This is a genomic window from Aliifodinibius sp. S!AR15-10, assembly GCF_031569985.1.
Taxonomy (GTDB): domain Bacteria; phylum Bacteroidota; class Rhodothermia; order Balneolales; family Balneolaceae; genus JAMQKA01.
Genome location: NZ_JAMQKA010000015.1, coordinates 108,900 through 131,822, shown reverse-complemented (window position 1 = coordinate 131,822; position 22,923 = coordinate 108,900). Strand labels below are relative to the sequence as shown.

Annotated in this window: 15 protein-coding genes and 1 pseudogene; 6 read left to right on the top strand and 10 right to left on the bottom strand. The window is 46.2% G+C overall.

The window, feature by feature from the left end; genetic code table 11:
- Positions 1 to 535: transposase (locus NC796_RS12115; protein ID WP_310684711.1), on the bottom strand; the 535-nt coding region annotated here is incomplete at its 3' end.
- A 375-nt stretch (positions 536 to 910) separates the two neighbouring features.
- Here NC796_RS12115 and NC796_RS12110 point away from each other — a divergent pair.
- From NC796_RS12110 to NC796_RS26810, 4 genes and pseudogenes are all read left to right on the top strand, one after another.
- The gene (locus NC796_RS12110; RefSeq protein WP_310684710.1) at positions 911 to 1,216 is read left to right on the top strand and encodes a nucleotidyltransferase domain-containing protein; all 306 of its coding nucleotides are present in this window, start codon (positions 911 to 913) and stop codon (positions 1,214 to 1,216) included.
- Positions 1,206 to 1,538, top strand: a complete 333-nt coding sequence (locus tag NC796_RS12105) for a DUF86 domain-containing protein (RefSeq protein ID WP_310684708.1) — start codon at positions 1,206 to 1,208, stop codon at positions 1,536 to 1,538. The genes NC796_RS12110 and NC796_RS12105 overlap by 11 nt, the downstream gene beginning before the upstream one ends.
- A gap of 287 nt (positions 1,539 to 1,825) precedes the next feature.
- Positions 1,826 to 2,356: an acyl-CoA thioesterase gene (locus tag NC796_RS12100; RefSeq protein ID WP_310684707.1), complete on the top strand. Its 531-nt coding sequence runs from the start codon at positions 1,826 to 1,828 to the stop codon at positions 2,354 to 2,356.
- 387 nt (positions 2,357 to 2,743) lie between these two features.
- Positions 2,744 to 2,833, top strand: a pseudogene (locus NC796_RS26810) (type II toxin-antitoxin system prevent-host-death family antitoxin); the annotation flags it as partial.
- Positions 2,834 to 3,177: 344 nt separating this feature from the next.
- Here the strand turns inward: NC796_RS26810 and NC796_RS12095 are convergent.
- Complete coding sequence (locus NC796_RS12095) at positions 3,178 to 4,185, bottom strand: hypothetical protein (RefSeq protein ID WP_310684705.1); 1,008 nt, start codon at positions 4,183 to 4,185, stop codon at positions 3,178 to 3,180.
- Between the two features lie 168 nt (positions 4,186 to 4,353).
- On the opposite strand from NC796_RS12095, the gene NC796_RS12090 reads away from it, so the two are divergent.
- The gene (locus tag NC796_RS12090) at positions 4,354 to 6,381 is read left to right on the top strand and encodes a BTAD domain-containing putative transcriptional regulator (RefSeq protein WP_310684703.1); all 2,028 of its coding nucleotides are present in this window, start codon (positions 4,354 to 4,356) and stop codon (positions 6,379 to 6,381) included.
- A 123-nt stretch (positions 6,382 to 6,504) separates the two neighbouring features.
- Positions 6,505 to 6,669: a hypothetical protein gene (locus NC796_RS12085; protein WP_310684702.1), complete on the top strand. Its 165-nt coding sequence runs from the start codon at positions 6,505 to 6,507 to the stop codon at positions 6,667 to 6,669.
- 841 nt (positions 6,670 to 7,510) lie between these two features.
- Here NC796_RS12085 and NC796_RS12080 read toward each other — a convergent pair.
- The 8 genes from NC796_RS12080 to NC796_RS12045 form a co-directional block, all read right to left on the bottom strand.
- Positions 7,511 to 8,896: an alkaline phosphatase family protein gene (locus NC796_RS12080; protein WP_310684700.1), complete on the bottom strand. Its 1,386-nt coding sequence runs from the start codon at positions 8,894 to 8,896 to the stop codon at positions 7,511 to 7,513.
- A gap of 43 nt (positions 8,897 to 8,939) precedes the next feature.
- Complete coding sequence (gene eboE, locus NC796_RS12075; protein ID WP_310684699.1) at positions 8,940 to 10,139, bottom strand: metabolite traffic protein EboE; 1,200 nt, start codon at positions 10,137 to 10,139, stop codon at positions 8,940 to 8,942.
- A 101-nt stretch (positions 10,140 to 10,240) separates the two neighbouring features.
- On the bottom strand, positions 10,241 to 11,428 hold the full coding sequence (locus NC796_RS12070; RefSeq protein WP_310684698.1) for a 3-dehydroquinate synthase: 1,188 nt from the start codon (positions 11,426 to 11,428) through the stop codon (positions 10,241 to 10,243).
- 156 nt (positions 11,429 to 11,584) lie between these two features.
- Positions 11,585 to 13,306, bottom strand: a complete 1,722-nt coding sequence (locus NC796_RS12065; RefSeq protein ID WP_310684697.1) for an FAD-dependent oxidoreductase — start codon at positions 13,304 to 13,306, stop codon at positions 11,585 to 11,587.
- 118 nt (positions 13,307 to 13,424) lie between these two features.
- On the bottom strand, positions 13,425 to 14,303 hold the full coding sequence (locus tag NC796_RS12060; RefSeq protein ID WP_310684696.1) for a TIM barrel protein: 879 nt from the start codon (positions 14,301 to 14,303) through the stop codon (positions 13,425 to 13,427).
- Between the two features lie 85 nt (positions 14,304 to 14,388).
- Complete coding sequence (locus NC796_RS12055; RefSeq protein ID WP_310684695.1) at positions 14,389 to 17,436, bottom strand: PVC-type heme-binding CxxCH protein; 3,048 nt, start codon at positions 17,434 to 17,436, stop codon at positions 14,389 to 14,391.
- 247 nt (positions 17,437 to 17,683) lie between these two features.
- On the bottom strand, positions 17,684 to 19,477 hold the full coding sequence (locus tag NC796_RS12050) for a RagB/SusD family nutrient uptake outer membrane protein (protein WP_310684693.1): 1,794 nt from the start codon (positions 19,475 to 19,477) through the stop codon (positions 17,684 to 17,686).
- 12 nt (positions 19,478 to 19,489) lie between these two features.
- Positions 19,490 to 22,801: a TonB-dependent receptor gene (locus NC796_RS12045; protein ID WP_310684692.1), complete on the bottom strand. Its 3,312-nt coding sequence runs from the start codon at positions 22,799 to 22,801 to the stop codon at positions 19,490 to 19,492.
- Between the last annotated feature and the right edge of the window lie 122 nt (positions 22,802 to 22,923).

Below are 22,923 nucleotides of genomic sequence, written 5' to 3'. Positions count from 1 at the left end.
CATACTGGTCGATCAGGCGCAGGTCTGCTTGGATCATCAGTCGGACCACGGGGTCCGGAAAGTGTCCAACAATGTCCTTGCCACGGCGGTGGTGAGCCCGGGAGAGTGTTCCCAGCGGTTCCAGATTATATTGGGCAGTCGTGTTCTGAATATGGCCGATCAGCTCGGCGCGTTTGCGTACAAAATGAATCCGCCGGCGCATCAGATCGCGGGTGGCCCGCATCTCGGGTGGACCCGCGCAGGCTAGCGGAAAATTACCGCCACGGATCAGTCGGGCAATCTTTAGCGAGTCCACCCGGTCGTTTTTGGTTTTTACTCCATAGATAGCCCGCATGTATAGAGCGTGACCCAGGATAAAGTCGATGTCTTCCTTATGGCACAAGTCGGCAATCCAGTACCAGCAACACACACACTCGACTCCTACGACAATTCCATCCCTATACGGGGAAATCGCTGACAATAGCGCTTCCGGGCTGCACGGGCGGTTTTTGTGAAAGACCACTCGCCCGGACTTGTCCAGGATGCAAATATACATGCTCCTTGCATGCAAATCGATGCCGCAGTAATATGGATGTTGATCAGTGTACACGTTCATGGCTGTACCTCTCGGGTTAGTTTACGGTTGGGAAAATAGTAATCTACGCTCTTCCCGGTTCAAACGCCCCGAAGAGCGGTGCTCGGGAGGAGGCCATGAACAATATCCAGCGCATTAACGTGGACGCACCTCGCCCAGTCTTGCCACCTTCTGGTTTTTAGCTTTCCGTTCATTATTTAACAAATCAACATTCATTCGCGTGCAGCTTATGCGCAATGTCGTTATACAGCCGATGCTTTAATTCGATCTTTTGATTAATAGAAAAATGCGTCAGTTTTAGTTAAGTTTGTTGTAGTAAATAATTAATCGACTATTATGGCAACAAAAGTAGATCTTAAAACAGAACAGCTCCAACAAATTTGCAAAAAGTATAATGTAAAGGAGCTATATCTTTTTGGATCAGCCACTACTGATAATTTTTCTGAAGACAGCGATCTTGATTTCATTGTCAAATTTGATCGGCAAGGATTCGAAGGGGCGTTTGATCAATTCATTGATTTCAAACAGGAGCTCGAGCAAATCTATGGTCGACCCGTTGACTTATATCACCTGAAAAAGTTCAGGAATTCCATCTTTCAGCAAGAAGTAGAACGCTCCAAAGAACTACTTTATGCCGCATAAAACAAGAAAGCTACTTCTTGATATCAGCCTTTCATGTCAAGAAATCTTGGATTTTATCGACGGCAAAAGCTTCGAAGACTTTCAGGAAGATCGGATGCTTCAACTTGCTATAGAAAGAGAATTCGAAATCATTGGTGAAGCACTGCACAGACTGTCTCGAATTGACGAGGCCACTCTTGCTAAGAAAATCCCAGAATATCGTAAAATTATAGACTTCAGAAATATCATCGCTCATGGTTATGATATTATAGACGAAGCTGCCATGTGGGATTTTGCCGTAAATCGAGTTCCGGAATTGTTGGATAAGGTCGAAGATTATTAGTCGTTCAAATGTGTTTAACTATTTCTTAAATAAGCTGGCTGTATAACCCGCGCATTAAGCGGACACGCCTCGCCAGAGCTTACCAATTTTCTGGCTTTTTAGCTCTCCGTTCATTATTTATCAACTCAACATTCATTTGCGTGCAGCTTATGCGCAATGTCGTTACGCGCGCCGGTCGCGCCGTTGGCGCTCCCTTGGTGCGCGCGTAACGGTTGCGGCGGTTAACCGTTATATGCCAATGTTGTGCGTCATGCTGTGTTACAATTAAACAGTTAATAAATTAAACTATGTTCTACTACTGGTATAGAATATTAAGAATTCTGGTGTCGAGGAAATTTCAGAAGCAGGTAGACATTAATGCCGAGTTGACAAGAACCTTTAGAGTGAGACTGTTTGACTGCGATGGCTTACGAGTTATGACCGCTTCCAAGTATCCTGCTTACATGGACTTCATAAGGTGGGAACTAATTGCTCGTACAAAACTCTTCAATGAGATTGTTCTTAAGGGTCTGGCTCCAACACTTGGTTCGCAAAAACTGATTTACAGAAAACCATTAAAACGCTGGACAAAATTTACAGTTCGACTAAAGACTGCAGGTTGGGACGACAAATGGGTTTACCATATACATAAGTTTGAACAAAACTCAGAAGTGAAGGCAATCGGTGTAACAAAAGCACTTATATGGAAGAAAGACAAACCTCAAATTTTACTTGAAATTCTGGAAAATGCTGGCGTTGACAATATTATAAACCCTCCGCCAGAATGGGTTTTACAATTATTTAATAATGACAGTGATATCATATCCGAGAGATCATAAAACGGCGTAACAGAAAAAACACGAACGCACAACAATATATAAAAACAATGCTCAAACCTCTCTCAATTCGAAAGTCCGTGCTCGCTTGCTCAGCGGATTGTCCTGCGGACAATCACGCGTGCCAGCTCGCACTGTTTTTATACGGGAGCATTAAAATAATCTCAAATCCTACCATAAAACGCCCTATAACAAGCATTTCAAGCGGATTTTGCCAGCTTTCCCTTTTTACATATTTCAAGACTTGTAGTAATCCAGAGTTTTCTTCACTTTATTTGCTGTAAATGGCAAAACCGCTTAAATGCCAATCCGTTACGCGCGCCGGCCGGGCGTTGCCAATCCGTTTAGAGTGTTGTTAGAAATTGCAAAATGTAGCACTTTAATTTCATTGTGAAAACAGAACTCGTTACAACACTTAAACGCCAGGCAACGAAGCTTCTAAAAGAACTAAGAGAGGAAAAGGAAACGGTATTGATCACCTAACACGGGAAACCGCAGCAACCTATAGAACTGAGCCGGTGTTTTTGGAAGGATTGGGCTACGACATGATGCTGGATCCCCGCTGGAAAGTGGCTGCGGACTGTATTTTGGGTGGGTTGAAAAGAGAGAACTTTAATTGATTTCGGTTCTCGATCTCCAAAAAAGTAAATGCACAGGCCAGCGTTGTTCCGAACCCATGCATTTATGTTGCTTCGGAGATTCGTCATTGATTGAAAAAATTGTAACGTTGGCTTTTCAGATTTTACAAATCCATGAACCCGATCCGAAAACCGGGCTCATGCATTCACAAATGCAGCGCTCACTTGATGGTTTTAACCTTATCTCTAATTGCCGGGAATGGTAAACTCTTCGTACATAGCTGCGTCAGCCGTTTGTTCAGCAACCCACATGTATCGACCCGGTTCAAGATCCACGGTAAAGTAGGCTGTATTTCCAACAGGCATATCATGAGTCCCACCTAAAAATTCGGCAGGTTCCGGGTTTTCATGGTCCGAAACGAGGCCTGATTTTCTGGAAAAATCCATCCATAATGCTACATCCTTTGCTTCAGTTTCTTCGTCAAGACGAGCCAGGTGTACATCATAGCCCAGAAGTCCCGGTGACTCTTCATCAAATGATACAGCAACCTTATGCTCACCTGCAGTCAATTCTCCCTGGATTCCAAATCCCTGGCTTGTCAAACTCATCTGGATGTCTGCACCGGCAGGCTCTTCTGCTTTTGACGTTTCTTCAGTAACAACCAGTGCTTCAGCCATGCCCTCCGTATAATGATAGGTCCCATCTGTACTTTTTACATAGCACTCCATCACATAATTGCCGGATGGAAGAAACACTGTTGTTTCAATGGTGTTTCCCCCTGAGACAAATCCCGGTCCGCCTCTGAATTCAATATCAGCAAACCACTCAGGAAGTTTTTCATAGGCTGCATTCGGATCCTTGTCCTCCATGATTAAATACATAGCTTCCTGGAAAGCAGGCCAGATTTCATTTTTTACATCTTCAATCGTCTTGTCTCCGGGCAAATAATCTAAAAAGATAAAATGGGTGAATTCTGTCGCATTAATGAAACGAAAAGTTACCCACCCGGTCGGTACTTCTTCTGTGTCTGTAACAAAATAGTGTTCGCCGGTTTCCTGATCGTGTGCAGCGGTTACTTCAACCACTACCCTGTTATCATTATTTGCATTCGAATCGTTGCAGGATGTAAGGCTAAAAGCGCTCAGCATTACAGCCAGAGTGAGAATCAAACCTATTGTGATTGATGGTTTATTCTCTAAATTTTCTGCTGCTAAAACCCTTCTTTTAGTTGCTGTAGTGTTATCATTTTTCATAATGTGTGTTGTTTATTTGTGAATTGATCAGTGGATGAATCGAAAAATGATTCTGCACTTTTTTGTGAATGATTGAACATTGTACTGCAAGAAGTATAAAGCAGTAGCCTTTGATGAAGATCATTTGATTAATTAGATTGCATCTAACAGCCAATCTAAGCTGAGCGCATGGTCAAACTTTCAATACTTGGTCCTACAAAACTCCGAAGAGAGGACGGAAGTCTTGATGATTCTTTCCTGAAAGGTTCGAAACGCCTGGCTCTGTTAGCATTTCTGATGCTGAAAAAACCGCACGGCTTTCACCGGCGTGATGAGATACTTGCCCTGTTCTGGCCTGAGTATGGACAAAAAAGTGCCCGGAATGCCCTCAACAATATGCTCTACCAGATTCGCAATTCACTTGGCAAGGAGGTTCTTGTCAGCCGCGGAACCGATGAGATTGGTATCAACCGGGAAAATATCTGGTGTGATGCGGTGGCTTTTGAAGAGATGCTGGATGAAGGACAGATTCAACAAGCGATGGAGCTATACAGGGAAAATCTGTTGTTTGGATTTCACGTCACCGATGTCTCCAACGAGTTCCAAACATGGCTGGATTCCGAACGCGAGAGACTCAAAAATCGCGCCGCTGAAGCAGCATGGACACTTGCCGAACAGGCCGAAGAAGCAGAGAACTCCACGGATGCGATAAAATGGGGTAAGAAAGCAGCGGGATTCACCCCCTTTTCTGAAGAAGCACAAACGAAACTGATCAACCTGCTCAAACGGCTTGGATACCGCACTGAAGCACACAAAGCTTATAAAAAATATGAAGGCCGCCTTCGGACGGAATGGGAAATGGAACCGTCTGAAAAGTTGAAAGCCCTTGTTGAGGATATGAGTCAATCCTCAGTAAAATCCTCAGAAACCTCAAATGGAAACCATCAGCACCATTCAAAAAATTCAAAAATCCCGACTCCAAAAAACGCTGAGAAAAATTCGGGTTCACAACTTTGGCGGATAGGAGCGGCTGTTATTATACTCATTGTCATCGTTGCATCCTGGATGTTTTGGAATGACGCTCCTCCTCAAAATAATGAGTCGTCTACGATTTCCGAGCAGTCCGTTGCCGTGTTGCCTTTCACATACCTAAGTGCGGAGGACAGCACAGATTACTTCAGTTTGGGTATGACAGATGAGATCCTGACCCGTCTTGCGCAGATTAATGATTTGTCCGTTATTTCCCGCACTTCGGTCATGCAGTATCGGAATACCGAAAAAAGTTTACTGGAAATTGCCAACGAACTGGGAGTTCATGCCGTGGTGGAAGGCAGCGTTCAGCGAGTGGGCGACCAGGTTCGCATCACCGCCCAGTTGATCGATGCCCGTACGGATCATCATTTATGGAGTGAGAGTTATAACCGGCCAATGAGAAACATCCTGGCACTACAGCGCGAGGTTGCAACAAGCATTGCCGATGCTCTTCATGCAGAACTGCTGCCACAGGAACGGGAGCAATTGATCAACCTTCAGGAAATTGATGAAATGGCATACCACCTGTACCTGCAGGGACAGTATTTGCGGAACCGGCGGGACTCAGTGGGAGTCATGCAGGCAAAAACACTATTCAAGGAGTCAATTGAGCACGACTCTACCTTTGCTCCGACGTACGGTGGACTTGCAATGGCATCATTTTGGGCGGGCTTGATGGGGTGGGACTCCATTGATATGGAAGAACCGGAAATTCTACAGGCCGCAAATAAAGCACTTGCAATCGACTCCACAACCGTTGAAGCATACCTGGCCAAGGGGCTCTTTTACCATCTCTTTGTACGAGAGTGGGAATTAAGTGAGCAAGCTTTCGAGCAGGCACTGAAAATCAATCCCAATCATATTGAAGTACGATCCGAGTACAATTGGTTATTGCTCCGACTTGGACGCATCGATGAGGCCCTGGCCGGAATGAAAAAGACTGTAACTACAGATCCGTATTCGTGGCATGCTCATCACAGTCTTGGTTACGCTTATCACTGCAATCGCCAATATGATGCCGCCATCCAGGAGCTGGAAACTGCACTTAATTTGGGGTCTGGATACTCAAACACGAAAGAGTACCTGTCTTTTGCGTATCTAAAACAAAGTCAACTCCTATTCAGCCGGGAGCAGTACAATGAAATGGAACCACATTTAGAACGTGCTTTTGAATTACGTGTATAATTAGCTGGCGGTGAAACGCAAGGAATAGAGCTTTTTGAAGAGGCCGTTAAAGGTAATCGAGAGCACGTACTTGAAGGTCTTGAACGGGTCTCACTTCCACCCTTCCAGAAAATAGTACTGCTGTTGTTGATAGGCGAAAATAAGCCTGCACTGGATCTTCTTGATCAAACCTGGTCCTTCAATCCAAAATCCTATATGGATCCGATTTTTGACCCAGTTCGGAATGATCCGCGATATGAACAGATTGTGGAGAAAAAACTCGGGCGGGATATTGATATAGATGGATAGCAACTTCACTAAATCTCACAGAGGGCTTTGCAAAACCGTGCTTTTGCCAAATTTCGTCGTTATCACTGCGTGGGAATCGCTTCGCTCTTTACGTGAAATTGAAATCCTCACGTATGGTAAATATGCTCCGGTTCCAATTTCACTTTGGCCTTGAACTTCTCTCACCCCGGTTGTTGATTGATCAATGATTTATAATTAAGATGCGGTTCAAATTTTAAATGTTATCTCTGAGAGGCATTTGAAAAAAAAAAAGAATAATAGACACAAATCCTTTAAAGAGATTATTACCATTGGATGATTTTTTGTACTTCTTCTGATCTCATCATGCAGTTCAAGCAATCAAAATTACTGGCTTCAATATGAAAAACACAGCTGGATCTTGGGATCTGGAGTTGGCTGGTTACCTTATGGTATTGTGTTAAAAATCGTATCCATTTTAGCTATAATTTTCACTCCTTATATGCTCTAGCATTTATTTAAGGCAAAGTGGTATAAAGCAATCATCACTTATTGTTCAATTGTAATTTTACAATTTCTTATTCATCAATTTGTTCAAGTTGATAACTCTGTAATCTCCTTTTTACTTGGAGTTCTCCCATTTGTAACTTTTTATTTATACACCTATGTGATTAGTTACTTGATTGGAGAGCATTTAAATAAGCTGCAAACAATAAGAAGATGGGAGAAAGAGAATTCAGCCAATACAAATTTTTAAGGCCATATATAATATCCAAAGGCTGGTGACAATGGCTCTTTTGGGCAAGTAGAAAATAGCTGCAAGCCATCAAGGAATTGTACAAAGATCTCTCCCACTGGTCGAGATGACTCCCAAAAAGTATTTTTATTCCGCCCTCAGATGATCCATTATCACATCAAAAACAGCAGTGGGAGCTACCGAGCCATCACTGCCGGTTTTTATCAATTCAGGCTGCTGACTGGCCACCAACGGTCGTATTCCCTTAGCTGATTCCCTTCGTCCATGCGAACCCTTCACTCCCGAGCCATCAATGGGTATCAGATCCATAACATACCGGAAGCCCAGCTTTTTTTGCAGCAGTCGCAGCCCTGCCTTAAGCATCGGTAACGGGATCTCCGGGTCCAAAATCATCTCTGCAGGATCATAGCCGGGCTTGGCGTGGATATCCACAGTCGGGGCAAAATCGGGAGCCTTTTCATCATCAAGCCAGTAATAATAGGTAAACCATGCTTCGGGCTCCGCTATAGCCACCAGTTCCCCGGACCTCGGGTGATCAAGCTCGTACTCCTTCTGTTCCTTTTTATCCAAAATCACCTCTACCCCGGGCAGCTCCTCAAGCATTTCCCTAACAAGCTCTACGTCCGCCGGATCCTCGACATAAATATGTGCCAGTTGGTGGTCGGCCACGGCAAACGCGCGACTGGCCCCGGCATCCAGCACCTCCCCGCCCATCTCTTCACGGACGGTAATGAAGCCATTTTCCCGGAGTACCCGGTTCAGTGAGACCGGCTTATTTACCGACCGGATTCCATATTCAGACAGCACAATAACCTGGGTATCCCGCTGCTCATAGAAAGTTATCAAATCCCTGCACACGTCGTCAATCTCACTGAGATCTTTGCCAATCGCAGAGATATTCGGACCCTCCCGCTGCAGGCAGTAATCCAGGTGAGGCAGATAAACAAGATTCAGGGTGGGGTCATGCTCTTCCGCAACCATCTTGGCCACATCGGCAATCCACTGGCTCGAAACAATAGAGGTATTGGGGCCCCAGAAGTTGAACAGCGGAAACTGCCCCAGCTCGCCCTGTAGCCTGTCGCGCATCGACATCGGGCGGGCATAGATATCCGGCACCTTCACCCCGTCCTTGCGATACATGGGGCGTTCTACAACCACGTAATCGGCTCCGGAGTAGGTGGCATACCGCCAAAAAAGATTCGCGCAGGTGAATTCCGGATCCTCCCGGCGGGCTTTATCCCAGATAGCGGGTTGCTGTATCAGCTTGCCTGAGCGCATCCAAAACCGGACTTCACTGGTATCCCGGAAATACCATCCATTGGCCACGATGCCATGCTTGTTGGGCATCGTCCCGGTGAGATAGGTAGCCTGCACGGAACAGGTAACGGAGGGTAACATCGAATCGACGGAGGCCATCTTCCCCTTTTCAAACCAATCGGCCAGGAACGGCGTATGTTCACCAATCAGATCTGGGGTGAGTCCAACGACATTTAAAACAGCAGTCTTTTGCATTACCGGAGTTCTTTGGGCTTCATGTTTCTAAATTGGCTGTGGATTAGAACTGTTCCAGCGTCCAGCGGTATTCCCGCTCGATCGAGTCCCGGATATTCTCTTTGAGCTCCGGGGGCAACACATCCCAGGTATAGGTCTCAATCTCAAAATGGGAGCATTCATCATCACGAAACAGCTCGAGACTGTGGACGATATCATCCTGGGTAGAGCTGAGCATGTCAAATTGATCCACAAAAATAGGGACATGAAAGTGGATGCGCCACTCATTGACTTCTGTATTTATATCGGCAAAAAGTGCCTCTCCGAGATCCGGATAATGCTTAAGAGAATCCTCGGAATTTCGCTCAATAACCTGGTGCAGGTAGGTATCCTCTTCAAACTGTTTGAGCTTTGAGGAAACCCTGTCATAGTTATCATCAAAAGCTACCTTAAGGGCTGCGCTTATCTGCACTTTCCCGATTTTAATGCCGGCATCCCTGAACTGCTCAATCGCCTCTTTCGGATCCTCATACTCCACAGCAAAATGGCAGGTATCATAGCATACGCGTATATGACGCTTCAGAAGATTTACGGCCTCCTCTTGAGAGAATGAATGGTCGACCGCCAGTTGTGCCGCCCCGGCTTTAAATAGCCAATGTTGGAAAAAATCGACGGTTTCTTGAGTATTCTCTATCAGGCAATCGGGCTCGGGTTCAATATCGATATGCAACTCTTTGCCCTGCTGCTGCTCAATCTGTGCCAGCTTGAACGCCACCTCAGCCAAATGGCGACTCGAAATGCGAAAAACCTCCTCATATTCCACCTCCTCCAGCCACGGCTTATATGAAAGTGGAGACGTTGAGATACCGCCGTCGATATCTTCAGGCAACAGCTCAGCCAAAATTTCAGCCAGGTTTATCGTGTATTCCAGGCGCTTTCGATCAGTCCAATCCGGCTTATAGACGTTATCTTTAACGCGTTCACCATGGAAACTGCCGTAGGGAAAACCGTTCATGGTAAACACGTATAGATTTTCTTCCTCCAGCCATTCTTTGAAGGATTCCAGCCGATCCCCTTCCAACAAGTCCCCGGCAGCCTCTTCAGAGAGTCGGAGGCCCACACCAAACGATTTATCCGGGGAAAGCCTGCTTTTAAGCTCCGGTAGATTGGCTTTGAGCTGGATTAAAACTTCCTCCCAGGATTCCCCGGGATGAATGTTTGTGCAATAGGTAAGGTGTTTGTCCTGATCTTTGCCAACCTTCATTAAATATGTGGTGTTTATTTCATTTACTAATACTATTGCGTATTTCGTATTGGTTTCGAGCCTCTGAAAAAAGCTACGTCAAATACGCAGTACGAAATACGTTAAACGGGTTGCTTTTCGTAGGTTTCCAACTTAGAGATCGCTTCACGGAAAAGGTCGTAATCTACTTCGTGGACTTCGATCCCTTTACCGATCTCCTCCAACAGCATGATGGTAAGTTCGCCGCCAAGGTGTTCTCGAAATTCCTCAAGTCCCCGGAAAATCGATTCTTCGTGTTCCGGTTGATCCAGCTTATTCTGCAGCTCCGGGACATAGAGATTAAATCCACATGCTTTAAAAGTATTTAGAACCTTTTCCCACTCCTGCTCCGAAAGCAGTCCATCCAGGTAGGAATAGGTCACATCGAGGGCAATACCGATTGCCACTGCTTCCCCATGACGGAGTTCATAGTTGGTGAGCTGCTCCAGTTTGTGCGCGGCCCAGTGGCCAAAATCCAGCGGACGGGATGAGCCCATCTCAAACGGGTCGCCGGAAGTAGCGATATGATCCAGGTGCAATTCCGCACAGCGGTAAATCAACTCCTGCATTGGTTCTTCTTCCCTCCGGTTCAACCGCTTGGCATGTTCTTCCAGGAAACTGAAAAAGTCGGCATCTTTAAGCAGTGCGACTTTTATCGCTTCAGAAATGCCAGACCGCCAGTCGCGCTGATCCAGTGTTTCCAAAAAGTTAACATCGTTGATAACCGCAAACGGCGGCACAAACGTACCCAGGAAGTTCTTCTTTCCAAATGCATTGATCCCATTTTTGACGCCTACAGCTGCATCATTCTGAGCCAGCACCGTCGTTGGCACCCTGATTGTGCGAATGCCGCGGTGAGCCGTGGCAGCAGCATAACCCGCCGTATCGATTACCGCCCCTCCCCCAATAATTGTGACATAAGAATGCCGGTCGAGGTTGGCATCATTGATCGCTTTGTGTATACAGTCCACATGTGTGGAATCATTTTTTGCCGCCTCTCCCCCGGGAATTGTGATAAGGTTATCAACCAAGGTAAAAACATCTTCGTGCTCTGCAGCATATTTCCGGATTTGCTCAAAAAGATCGGGGTGATGACTGTACATTCCCTCATCAAAAACGAACAACACTTTCCTGGCCACCTTTGGTGAGGCCGACTGGATCAGATTGGCAAACAACGCATTGGTCGGATCAAAAAGATCTTTCGTAAAACAAACATCGTAATTAAAAGATACCTGGAACTCCTGTTTAATTACCTTGTGCTTTCGAGGCATACGTACGCAATTCTATTATTCAATATCAGAGTTTTGAAAGTTGAAGATGTATATATTAATTCCAACTACACAAAACAAACGGATTCTAGTTGTAAATGATTGTTTTATTTTAATAATCTATTAAAAATTGGTAGAGAGTTGACATAAAGCGAACCTCTATTTCTTGGGCCAATCGGTTTCAATACCCTGGGAACGGATGAACTTCTGAAACTCCTCCAATAGTTTGGTATCTGCCCGAATCTCACGTGGCGGCACTTTTTTATCCAAAGCAAATGCTACCAGCATACCAACCGATTCCCCAATGTTCCATTCAACGGGATGCAGCCTGTAACAACCATTTGTAATATGAGTAGTTCCGATATTTTTATTCGCAGGGAGCAGATTATTTATTCTTTGCGGTAATAAAGCCCCCAGTGGTATTTGAAAAGGAAGGGATTCAAAATCGATATAATTATCTCCGGCGCTACTTGGATGCAAGTCTATTCGATAATATCCAACACCAACGCTATCATAAAATTTCGCGGCCTCAACATTAGCCGGTTCCATACCCGTTACCATAGCACGGTTTTCGCGCCCTACATGCTCCTCCAAGACTGTAAAAACGGCTTTTATTCGTCGAGACTCCCGGATATAGGGATACTTGGCTAATCCATCACCTGTACCCATTACATCACCACGAAGCCTTAATCCCGGCCACCCCTGACCTCCATCCGGCCTGGGCACTTCCGTTTGTAACCAGTAAAAAAGAGATAAGCTTAGTTGCCTGGCTTGGTATAAATGTTTTTCAAATACCTCGTCGCTTACATCTACCAGATTTCCAAGCAGAAAATCATTTTGTGGCCAGTTGACGATTGTAATATCACCTGGATAAAACCCTTTCTTGAAGTTATTTCTATCTATGATGCGACGGTATATCCACAAATTAAATTTATCATCTGGAGGGGTGTCATAAGGATGGAATCCAAGTGTTCTTGGTTCAAGCGTAGCAGGATTGGAGTAGGTCAGGCTCAACAACTTTCCGGGCCATGGAGGAGTTAAATCCGGTACGTAATCACGCCAAAATTCATATTCCTCAGGCTTTTCAATCAAATTTTCTGTGCCCGGCACATAATCCATAGCAAAACACCATGTTGGTGCCTGTTGATTCCCGTGATCTACGGTATCAGCAGCATGCAATTCCCCGGTTTCCGCTTTTGATTCTGCACCGGTGACGTATTCAGTTCCGGTTCGGGGAAGAAGTTCCCCAAGTTCCGTTGCATCTACAAAGTAAGGGCTTGAGAGCAGTTTCTTTTCCCCACTTTTGCGAGATGTAGCTTCGATTGTCCTTACGAAATCACCAGAAACATCAGCTCCCGTAATTTTGTGTTTAATTAGCAGAGTTAACTTGCCTGAACTGAGGTAAGGTGCAAACATTTGATACAGTACAGCCAGTGCAACACGTGGTTCGTGTCCAATCCGGGATACAGCACAATTCCCGGGATTCAGATCCTGTTGATTTCTGGCCTCCTCGACAAGGGGATAATACTGCCTGTAATAATTGCGAATTTCTGTTCGCAACTTCCGGTAGAGTTTTGTAGCACCGTGAGATTCAATCCACTGGTGCTCGTCGGGCGGTACCCCCTGCTGGGTAAGCTGCCCACCTATCCATTCGGTCTCCTCTGTCATAATAACTGACAGACCATTGCGCAAAGAGGCCAGTGCGGCAGCACAGCCACCCAAGCCTCCTCCTGCAATAATAACTTCAGCAGAAAATTCATTTTCCCCTACCGGATTAGTCCCATCAGCAGCGACGGTAAACAACTCATCAGAGAAACCGGGCAATGAGGGTGACATAAGACCTCCAAAACCCAGCAATGTTAGAAATTCTTGTCGATCCATAGGGTCACATATTCGAAAAGACAGTAGCTTCAAACAAAAGTTATAGGCCCAGGTACAAAACCCTCCCTTAAGAAAAATTAGTGGCTATAAGTATTCTACCTACTGTTATTGCCAATTTCTATACATCACAGATTTCCACGCCTTGTTTGAGCGCCTCAAGTTCATCATCCCACGTCGGAATAAATTCTTGCCCGATAAACCCGGTGTAGCCAGTGTCCAGGATTGCTTTCACGATAGCTGGATAATAAAGCTCCTGGGTCTCATCAATTTCATTACGCCCGGGAACGCCGCCAGTGTGATAGTGCGCAATGTACTGGTGATTTTCTCGAATGGTACGGATGACGTCGCCTTCCATAATCTGCATGTGATAGATATCGTAAAGCAGTTTGAACCGGTCGGAGCCCACACGCTTGCAAAGATCTACGCCCCAGTTCGTGTGGTCGCACATGTAGTCGGGATGATCAACTTTGCTGTTCAGCAGTTCCATACAGACGGTTACACCATGTTTTTCGGCTGTGGGCATCAGTCGTTTCAGTCCTTCGGCGCAATTTTCCAGCCCCACTTGGTCATCCATACCATTGCGATTACCGGAGAAGCATATAATTTTGTCCAAGCCCGCTTCGGCCGCTTGTGGAATTACTTCTTCGTAGCTGGCTATCAATTCATCATGCAGATCGGGATTATTAAACCCCTCCGTAATTCCCTTGCCAGCTCCCCAAGGCATAGCGCAGGTCAGGCCGTGCTTTTTAAGGGTAGGCCATCCATCTGGTCCCACAAGCTCCACAGATTTGAGCCCGATCTCTTTGGCAGCTTTACAGAATTCATCCAAGGGAATCTCGTCATAACACCACTTGCATACCGAGTGGTTAACTTTTCCCTTTAGTTCTTTGCCGAGTATATCTTCGGTCTCCTTGACGCTGCCAAGCCATCCAACAAGCGAGCTTGAACCAACGACCGCCCCAATTTTCTTTAGTGCATTTCTTCGAGAAATATCCATTGTACTTGATTTATGTTATGAATGACAAATTTCCAGGTATAAAATAATTCTTTGACTTATCTCCTAATTAGTTAATTGAATATTTTCATTCAAGAGATGAAAGGTATTCCACCAGGTCTACCAACTCCTGCTGGCTCATACCCGAATGGAGATTTTCCGGCATCAGCGAACGCTCCAGCTGTTCCCTTCCGCTGATTTCCGACTTGGAATAGGTACTGGTGTATCCGCCCGGCATTAGTAGTACAACCTCTGAACCCGTCTCGCTTTGGATAATACCGGCTACTTCAGTTCCATCCTCAAGCGTCAGCGTGTAGCCCTCATATCCAAAACTGATCCCACCATTGGGATTAAGGATCGCATCATACAACCCCTCCTTGGGTAATTTCGAGCCAATTTCGGAAAGCGCCGGTCCAAACTGTGTGCCCTGCCCATTTACCTGGTGGCAAATCTGGCATGATTGTTCAAAGATTTGCTTCCCTTGCTCTGGTGATCCTTCTTTGGAAACAAGCTCGGTAACCGGGGGCAGATCGGCTTGTTGCTCCTGCGCTTCACCCGTCAGTGTTTTGGCCAGCTGTCGTACATCACCGCGCCATGAATCAGAGAGGCCTTCCGCAGCCGCAGCGTGAAGTGGTTCAGGGACGATACCACTTTTCACCAGCTCAACCAGTCGCTGCTCCCCACCCCATGAGGAACCGAGTGCTGTTATGGCGTGGCGACGCATTGCAAGCTGATTCTGTTCATTTAGTGAATACTGCTCCAACAGCTCAATAGAACGCGGGGTTGAGGTATTGCCCAGCACGGTCATTACCTTCATTTTATCCTGCTCAGCTCCTTCATCCAAAACCGACATGATAAGCTCTCTGCCGCCATATTCCAGTGAGAGTTGCGACGCCCTGATTCCAAGGCTGCTGTCAGGATAAGACTGCATCAGGGTGAGAAGTTCCTGGCTCTGGTTCTCAAGCTCAAATTTTTCTACCAGGTCAAGAAACTCTTGCGTTCCTTTTGCGGCAGTCAATGCGTTCTCCAGTTCTCGCTGTACCACTGATGAACGCTGCAGCGCAGAGCGGTCAAGCTGCTTAAGTGCCATGAGATTTAGCTCCTGCTGGTTTTGCAGGTCCCCTTGTCCTTGCAAAATGCCTATCAAATGCTCACTCTTTTCTGGCGAATCATGGAAATGAAATGCCCTGAAATACTTCGGTTTTTCATTACTGTTTACCAGAGGGTCTTTAATGATCGAAGCCAATTTAGGCAGTGCCGCTTCTGCGCGAGAACGCCAAATGATATCACGGCCGGCCGGGGTATTCCATTCTGATCCGACCGCATCAGACCATGCTACAAAGAAACGATCCCATTGCCCGGCGGCCCCGATACCCAGTGCTTCCAGGTACCAGCGATCACTGCCGTCATGCTGCATAGCCAGATCGGTCCACAACCCCGCAGCTCGCTGCGATTCATTGTGATGCAACGCAATGGCTGCTTCGCGCCGGACCTCAGATGCTGAGTCATCAACCAGTTGCTCAACGTAAGGGATGATATCGACCTCAAGCTGGCGGGCTGCCCGGAATGCCGTGATTCGGATATCTGGATTATTGTCAGACAATGCTTGCTCTACGTAGCTGATGCCTTTGTTGGGAAGCTTGCTCAACAGCCAAAGCGCTCGTGCACGATAACGGGTATCATCAGACTCCCAGAGCTTGACAAGCTGCTCTTCAGCGTCAGTTCCCCATTCATGAAGTTTCAACCAAGCACGGGCCCTCAGGTTCATATTGGGACTCTTGAGTGCTTCAACCGCCCCGGTGGTAGTACTGAGATCAACCTCGGGCACCTTGTATTCGGAGCCTTCAGGCGCAATTCGGAAGATGCGTCCCCGCTGCTGATCACCCATCTGGTGTCCTCCAACGCCGGGATCATACCAATCGGCCACAAAAATTGAACCATCGGGGGCCACGGTTACATCTGAGGGACGGAACCACTGATCCTTGTTGCCCTTCAGCATATCTTCGATGTGGGCTGTATATCCTGCTCCATCTTTTTCTACCGGGTAGGAACGGATCACATTTGGTCCCGCGTCGGCGTGAATCATTTCGTTGTGAAATACCTCTGGCAGCAGATCTCCCTCATAGACTAAAATTCCGGTCGGGGATCCTGCTCCCGTCTGCAACAAGTTGGGTATGGAACCGGGATCGTTCTGGTACCAGTGTCGGGTCGGTATATCCTCGGCCATACCCGTGCGACGCGTTCGCCATCCGGCACCGGTTTTTTCGTCAGTATAGCCATAATTACCATACTCCATCACATAATTGATGCGTACCCCTTTGTTGCCGTCATCGTCATTATCGGACTGCCAGAGCGTGCCGTAGGAATCAACGGCTACTTCGTAGTTATTCCGGAAATTGTGAGCCAGCACTTCCACGTTACTACCGTCGCGGTCACTGCGGAACACCATCCCCTGGCGATATGGATTGCCTTCATCTGTTATCGGGTTGCCGAATTCATCGGTTACAATATTACCATCGGCATCTTTAAGTACCTGCCCTTCATTCCCAAAATTAAAATAGAACTTGCCATCAGGGCCAAACACAAACGCGTGGACGGCATGGTCGTGCTGCTCGCCCTGTATGCCACTGAACATTACTTCTTTCCGATCTGCCTTGTCGTCACCATCGTCATCATAAAACACGAATACGTGTGGACTTCGCGACACAATAACCCGATTATCCAGCACCATTATACCCAGCGCGGCATTGATGTCGTTGCCCTGGTAGAATACTTTGCTGGTGTCGGCTTTGCTGTCCCCATCGGTATCCTCTAAAATCACGATCCGGTCGCCATCCGTCTTGGTTGGGTTTTCCGGGTTCAGGCTCGGCCGGTAGTTATAGCCCTCGGTCACCCACACGCGGCCTTCCCCGTCAATATCCATATTCGTGGGATTGACCAACATATCTTCGGAGGCAAAAAGTGTGGTCTTAAGCCCGTCCCTCGTTTCAAGTCCGGCCAGTGCATGCTCGGCACTCCGTTTTTCCTGGTCGCTAAGCCGTTCGTAGTCCTGCTTGTTTTGCAAACATCCGCTTGCTACCAGCATCAGGCCTAAACAAACGCAAATGATGCCCCCTTTTATCTTTTTGTATCCCATAGTCGAAATAATATTATTCATTGGTTCTAGATCTGAACGTAGTTATTCTTGATAATTCCGATTTGTGTAAGTTCCCATCTTTTCCCCATCCTTCATTTTAATATCCGAGGTTAAAATAGTGATCAACCGTAACAGGTAAAAGTCTTTATTCTTTAATAAGAAACGAAGCAGGCATCTCAGTACCTGCTTCGTAGTAATTCATGACTTAGGGATTACTCCCTTATATGGGGAATGAAATCGAGTATCATTAATTGTAGCCTGGATTCTGTACTAGATTCTCATTTCTTTCCATTTCATACCTCGGTATTGGCAGGAAGTAGGCATTGTCATTCCATTGCCGCTGGTCAATCTCGATAATGTTGTATTCATAATCATATGAACCGTCATTATTGAGCCTTCCAATTATTCTTACTCCTTCGCCATTTTCGTATACGTCAGGTGCAATCATCCATCGGCGAACATCAAAGTAACGGTGGTTCTCATAGGCCAACTCGATTCGCCGCTCGTTTTGGTACCGTTCCACCAAGGCCTGGCCAGATTCACCTGAAGGTATATCAGGCATACCAGCTCGCTGGCGAATCATATTGAGGGCATTTCGGGCGTCTCCTTCCTCCCCAAGTTCAATTGAAGCTTCAGCATAATTCAACAGGATCTCAGCATACCTGATGAAAATCCAGGGGACCTCTTGCCGGTAAAACTGGTGATCTACATTGGGATCCAAGAACTTGCGCATGTAATAGCCCGTATAGGTACCGTTCCAGTCTTCAATCGGGCCGTCTCTTGTGTCAAGGCCTGGACGTAGATCGCTTTGCCCTTCCATCTCAAAATAGGCAGTCTCAACAATGCCCTCCGGATCCTGTTCAATCATATCGGCCGGACGGTCTCTCCATTCCGAGCCATTGTAAAAGATGGAGGCATAAAAGCGCGGATCACGGTTTTGATAGGGCGACTCTCCATAAATGGGGTCACCGTTTCTATACTCTTGCCAGCTGAACTTCGTGCCATCCTCCATTTCGTAGGCATCGACCATCTGTCCAAGCGGGGTATCTCCGCCCCAGTTATGCCAGCCGTTGGGTCCGTGAAACAGCCCCATATCGGCCTGGTTCCATGGATATGATTGATTTTGAAGAAAATAGCGGGCAAAGATTATCTCTTGGTGATCTTTTTGTAAAAATAGGTCACCATAATTTTTAGCTGTTGAATCACCCGGTGCAGGATTACCCATATAGAGGCTGTATCCAAGGTCCATCACAGCTTTAGCAGCATCTTTAGCTCTTCGCCAGCGTGCCATCTGGTCTCCCCCTGTATAACCTGTAACTGCCATGCCACCAGGATTCTGCGCATACAGATCACTGGCTGCATACGTCAGGATACGTGATTTCAATGCCAAAGCTGCTCCTTTGCTTGCATGTGCCTTGTCTCCCTCTATAACTGTAGGCAACAGCGAAGCAGCCTTATCCAGGTCTTCAACAATAAAGTTGATGCAGTCTTCAAATGAGTCCCGCTCCACCAGAAAATCATCATCCAGTCCATAAGCCTGTTTCACAATGGGAACACCACCGTGCAGTTTTACCAGGTTGTGATAAAAATAGGCTCTCAGGAAATGAACTTCTCCTGTCAGGCGGTCCTTGAGAGATTGCTCAACCGGTGATTCCTCAATCTCTTCCAAAAAAACATTTGCACTCCTGATGTTACTATACAGATCTTCCCAATGGAAATGATCAAACGGGACTACCACTCCATTGCCAAATAATCCCAAATCATCAGGCGTCAGATTGCTTTGCTTTACCGGTGCATCATTCCAACCGTGGGTAATGATAGTCTCATCAACTCCTGAGCTAACATTTACGGCAAAAAAACCGTGCCCTACACCCCTGTAAATATCATTTACGTAGGTTTCAACCAACGCCGGATCATTCCACAAGTCATCCTCAGATATTTGATCAAGAGGCTTTTTATTCAATATCTGATCATCACAAGATGTAATAACCAAGACAATGCAAATAACAAAAACTAGTTTGGTTAATATAAATTTCTTCATGACTGGCAAATTTTAAAAAGTTAACGAGATCCCTGCATTAAATACTCTTTTTTGCGGATAGTACTGCCCGGAACTACTTGAAGCTTCCGGGTCAAAAACTTTCAGTTTATCGATCGTAAACAGGTTATATCCACTCACATATACCCTCATATTTTGAAGGCCAATCCTATCTCCCAGGCTCGCAGGCAGATTGTAGCCTATCTCGACAGACTTAAGACGTAGGTAATCGGCACTTCTCAGGAAATAGGTATTTTGATTCGATGTCCAATATTCATCCGTACGATTATAGGTTCTCGGATGCTCGCTATCCGGATTGTCCGGCGTCCATCTGTCATCGGCATAAGTTTGCAGGAAGTTTCCGATTTCACCGGATTCAGTAAACACATACCGTACGGCGCCGGTTGCTCCCTGCAGCAGAGCAGAAAAATCGAAGTTCTTATACGCTGCATCGAGTGATAATCCGGCTGTTAACCTGGGCATGTTGTTTTTGTTGATCCGAACCCGGTCTAGGCCATTAATTGAGCCATCCCCATTGACATCAACAAATTTGATATCACCTGGTCGCGCTCCCGGCCAGCTTGGGTTATTATCGATTTCTGCCTGGTCGTTATACACTCCGTCCGCCTGGTAATAAAGTTCAGTATTCATAGGATTCCCGGTCGATTGTTGGTATTCCGGTACGCCGGGTGCTTCATCCCAGTACTTAATTTTGTTATAGGCATATCCCGCATTGCCTGAGATATCAAACGAAACATCTCCGATTTGATCAGAAAATGTGATTCGCCCATCTACACCGGTGTTTACCACTTCTCCAATATTTTCCCTTGGGAGTGAAAAGCCTGCCGTAGTTGGTATGGATGCATTGCGCCACCAAAGGATATCAGTACGCAGGTAATTGAAATAATCTGCTTCAATCACCAGGCGACCGTCCAGCATCTCTGCATCGATTCCAAAATCAAACTGATTGGCAACCTCCCAGGTTACACTGGAATTGGGAATTCTTTCCTGCTGGACACTTTTGACAAGTTCATCCTGATTGAAGATATATCCTTCTCCAAAACCGTAGGTGGTTAGATATTGGAAAGGTTCTATGCGGTCGTTACCGGTTTGTCCCCAGCTGGCTCGAATTTTGAAACCTTCCAAAAACGGGACATTTTCTTGCCAGAACGGTTCCTCGGAGAGACGCCATCCCACTGATATTCCAGGGAAGAAACCGTAACGCTGACCTTCGGGGAATATGTAGGAACCATCATAACGTCCTACAAACTCAACAAGGTACTTCTCCTTATAATTGTAATTGACACGGCCAAAGTAGTTTTGACGCGCCCCCTCAAAAGCACTGCCATTATTATCTTTTTGGTCTTCCGAACCAGCAAACAGCTGATCGATGGAACCCGACAAATACTGCTCGCGGTAGGCACTGAAAAAGTTGTCCCTGAACGTTTGACGCTCCACACCGGCCAGCAGATTTATCGTATGATCTCCAAAATCCTTTTGATAACGGCCAATAAGGTTAAGTGTAGCCTGGTAGTTATCACTCGCATCTTGCGTCAGCTGTGGAGAATTCAACCCTCTCTTGGCCCGAGTTAAAACCGGATCGCTCTCTGAATCATACGTTTGGTAATCCCAAGTGTACAAATACCAAGGGGTTTCCCACAGTTTATTAAACTGGTAATCCTTGTCGTATGAAACGTTACTTTCCAATTCAAGTCCTTCAACAAATGGCACATCAAATTCTACTTTTATATTGCTCTGGAGAACATCTCGTTTGTCACGGTTGTATCCCGTCGCCTGCGTACCGGTTACAACCGGGTTGTCACCATACTCAATATCGGGACCGGGCTGGCCATTGGGCCAGTATGCCGGTAGCGTTGGCTTCCCCCTCATAAGAGCACGGAATGTAGGTCCCACACCCCGTATGGGGGCTTCCTGCAGCTCCCTGCGTCCAGAAAGGTTCAATGAAATATTGAGGTTGTCGTTAATTTGCCCCTCAATATTACTTCTAAAATTATACTGATCATATTGAAAGCCACTGTTCTGGAAATATCCATTTTCACTTGCAGTCCCAAGAGACAAGTAATATGTAATAGTCTCGCTTCCACCGGAAACGGATGCATTAATTTTACTCTGTTTGGAAAGATCCTTGAACGCCGCATCAAACCAATCGGTATTGGGATGTGTCCATGGATTTGTACCACTCCTATATTTCTGAATATCCTCATCTGTATAGCGTGGTTCCCGCCCTCGGTACATATCAATTTCGTTTATCATCTGGGCATAGGTGGCAGCATCAGCCATTTCAGGAACCCGGGTGGGTTGGGTATATCCCTGGTTGTAAGAGATTGAGACGCGTGGTTTACCCTCTCTACCTTTTTTGGTTGTAACCAAAATAACACCGTTTGCTGCTTGTGACCCATAAATGGCGGCAGAAGCATCTTTGAGAACTGTTATGCTCTCAATATCATTGGGATTTAACCGAGACAAGCCACCGGTCCTGTTTGTAACACCATCAATAACAACCAAGGGGCTGTTATCTCCGAGTGTATTGCTACCTCTAATCCGTAAGGTTGACCCTGATTCCCCAGGTTGACCGGTATTGTTCATCGCCACTAAACCAGGGAGACGACCGACCAAACTATTTTCGGCATTTATTACGGGTGCTTTCTCAATTTGATCTCCCTGGACCGTCGAAATCGAACCCGTACTTGTTGCCTTTTGCTGGGTCTGGTATCCCACAACAATCAATTCGGACCCCTGGAATGTTTCGGGTGTCAGTTCAACATCAACCTGCGTTCTCCCTTCTATGGGAACGGTTTGGGATTCAAATCCTACAAATGAGAATATGAGCGTATCCTGTAAGCTTGGCACGTTCAATACATAACTACCCTCACCGTCGGTGGAGGTACCGGTTGTGGTCCCACTGACCACCACGTTTACACCAGGCAGAATGTCACCGCTCTGCGAATCGGTGACGGTTCCGGAAACTGTTTCTAAAACAGCCTCTTGTTCTTCCGGTTCCGGTTTGGGCATTATTACGTAGGTTCGGTCTGTCTCTTTCCGGTAGCTTAGCCCTTTCCTGATAAGCAGTTCGCTTAACATGTAGGCCAGACTGTCCGACTTTAAAATTGAACTTTCAACGAGCTTGCCTTCCAGCAGCTTTGAGTTATAGAGAAAGGAAACATCATAATCGTTTTCAATCTCTGATAAAGCATCGGATAATGAAATTATTCCCTGTACATCCAATACCGAATGGTTATCCATTGACGTATAAAGCGGGCTGTCGGTAGACTGACCCGAAGCACTGTTTTGGCCTATCCCAGCCATAAAAAACAGTAGCAATGTACTCACACATAATTTGGATATGGTACCTAATGGTCTCATGGCTAACTTTCTTTTTTAATATTTTGAGTTCCAGTTTTTATCCTCATCACTTTTATCTTCCCTTT

Excerpts from the sequence above, each read along its gene's own strand:
- NC796_RS12110 (WP_310684710.1), top strand. The coding sequence starts at position 911 with ATGGCAACAAAAGTAGATCTTAAAACAGAACAGCTCCAACAAATTTGC.
- NC796_RS12105 (WP_310684708.1), top strand. The coding sequence starts at position 1,206 with ATGCCGCATAAAACAAGAAAGCTACTTCTTGATATCAGCCTTTCATGT.
- NC796_RS12100 (WP_310684707.1), top strand. The coding sequence starts at position 1,826 with ATGTTCTACTACTGGTATAGAATATTAAGAATTCTGGTGTCGAGGAAA.
- NC796_RS12095 (WP_310684705.1), bottom strand. The coding sequence starts at position 4,185 with ATGAAAAATGATAACACTACAGCAACTAAAAGAAGGGTTTTAGCAGCA.
- NC796_RS12090 (WP_310684703.1), top strand. The coding sequence starts at position 4,354 with ATGGTCAAACTTTCAATACTTGGTCCTACAAAACTCCGAAGAGAGGAC.
- NC796_RS12080 (WP_310684700.1), bottom strand. The coding sequence starts at position 8,896 with ATGCAAAAGACTGCTGTTTTAAATGTCGTTGGACTCACCCCAGATCTG.
- eboE (WP_310684699.1), bottom strand. The coding sequence starts at position 10,139 with ATGAAGGTTGGCAAAGATCAGGACAAACACCTTACCTATTGCACAAAC.
- NC796_RS12070 (WP_310684698.1), bottom strand. The coding sequence starts at position 11,428 with ATGCCTCGAAAGCACAAGGTAATTAAACAGGAGTTCCAGGTATCTTTT.
- NC796_RS12065 (WP_310684697.1), bottom strand. The coding sequence starts at position 13,306 with ATGGATCGACAAGAATTTCTAACATTGCTGGGTTTTGGAGGTCTTATG.
- NC796_RS12060 (WP_310684696.1), bottom strand. The coding sequence starts at position 14,303 with ATGGATATTTCTCGAAGAAATGCACTAAAGAAAATTGGGGCGGTCGTT.
- NC796_RS12055 (WP_310684695.1), bottom strand. The coding sequence starts at position 17,436 with ATGGGATACAAAAAGATAAAAGGGGGCATCATTTGCGTTTGTTTAGGC.
- NC796_RS12050 (WP_310684693.1), bottom strand. The coding sequence starts at position 19,477 with ATGAAGAAATTTATATTAACCAAACTAGTTTTTGTTATTTGCATTGTC.
- NC796_RS12045 (WP_310684692.1), bottom strand. The coding sequence starts at position 22,801 with ATGGCTGGGATAGGCCAAAACAGTGCTTCGGGTCAGTCTACCGACAGC.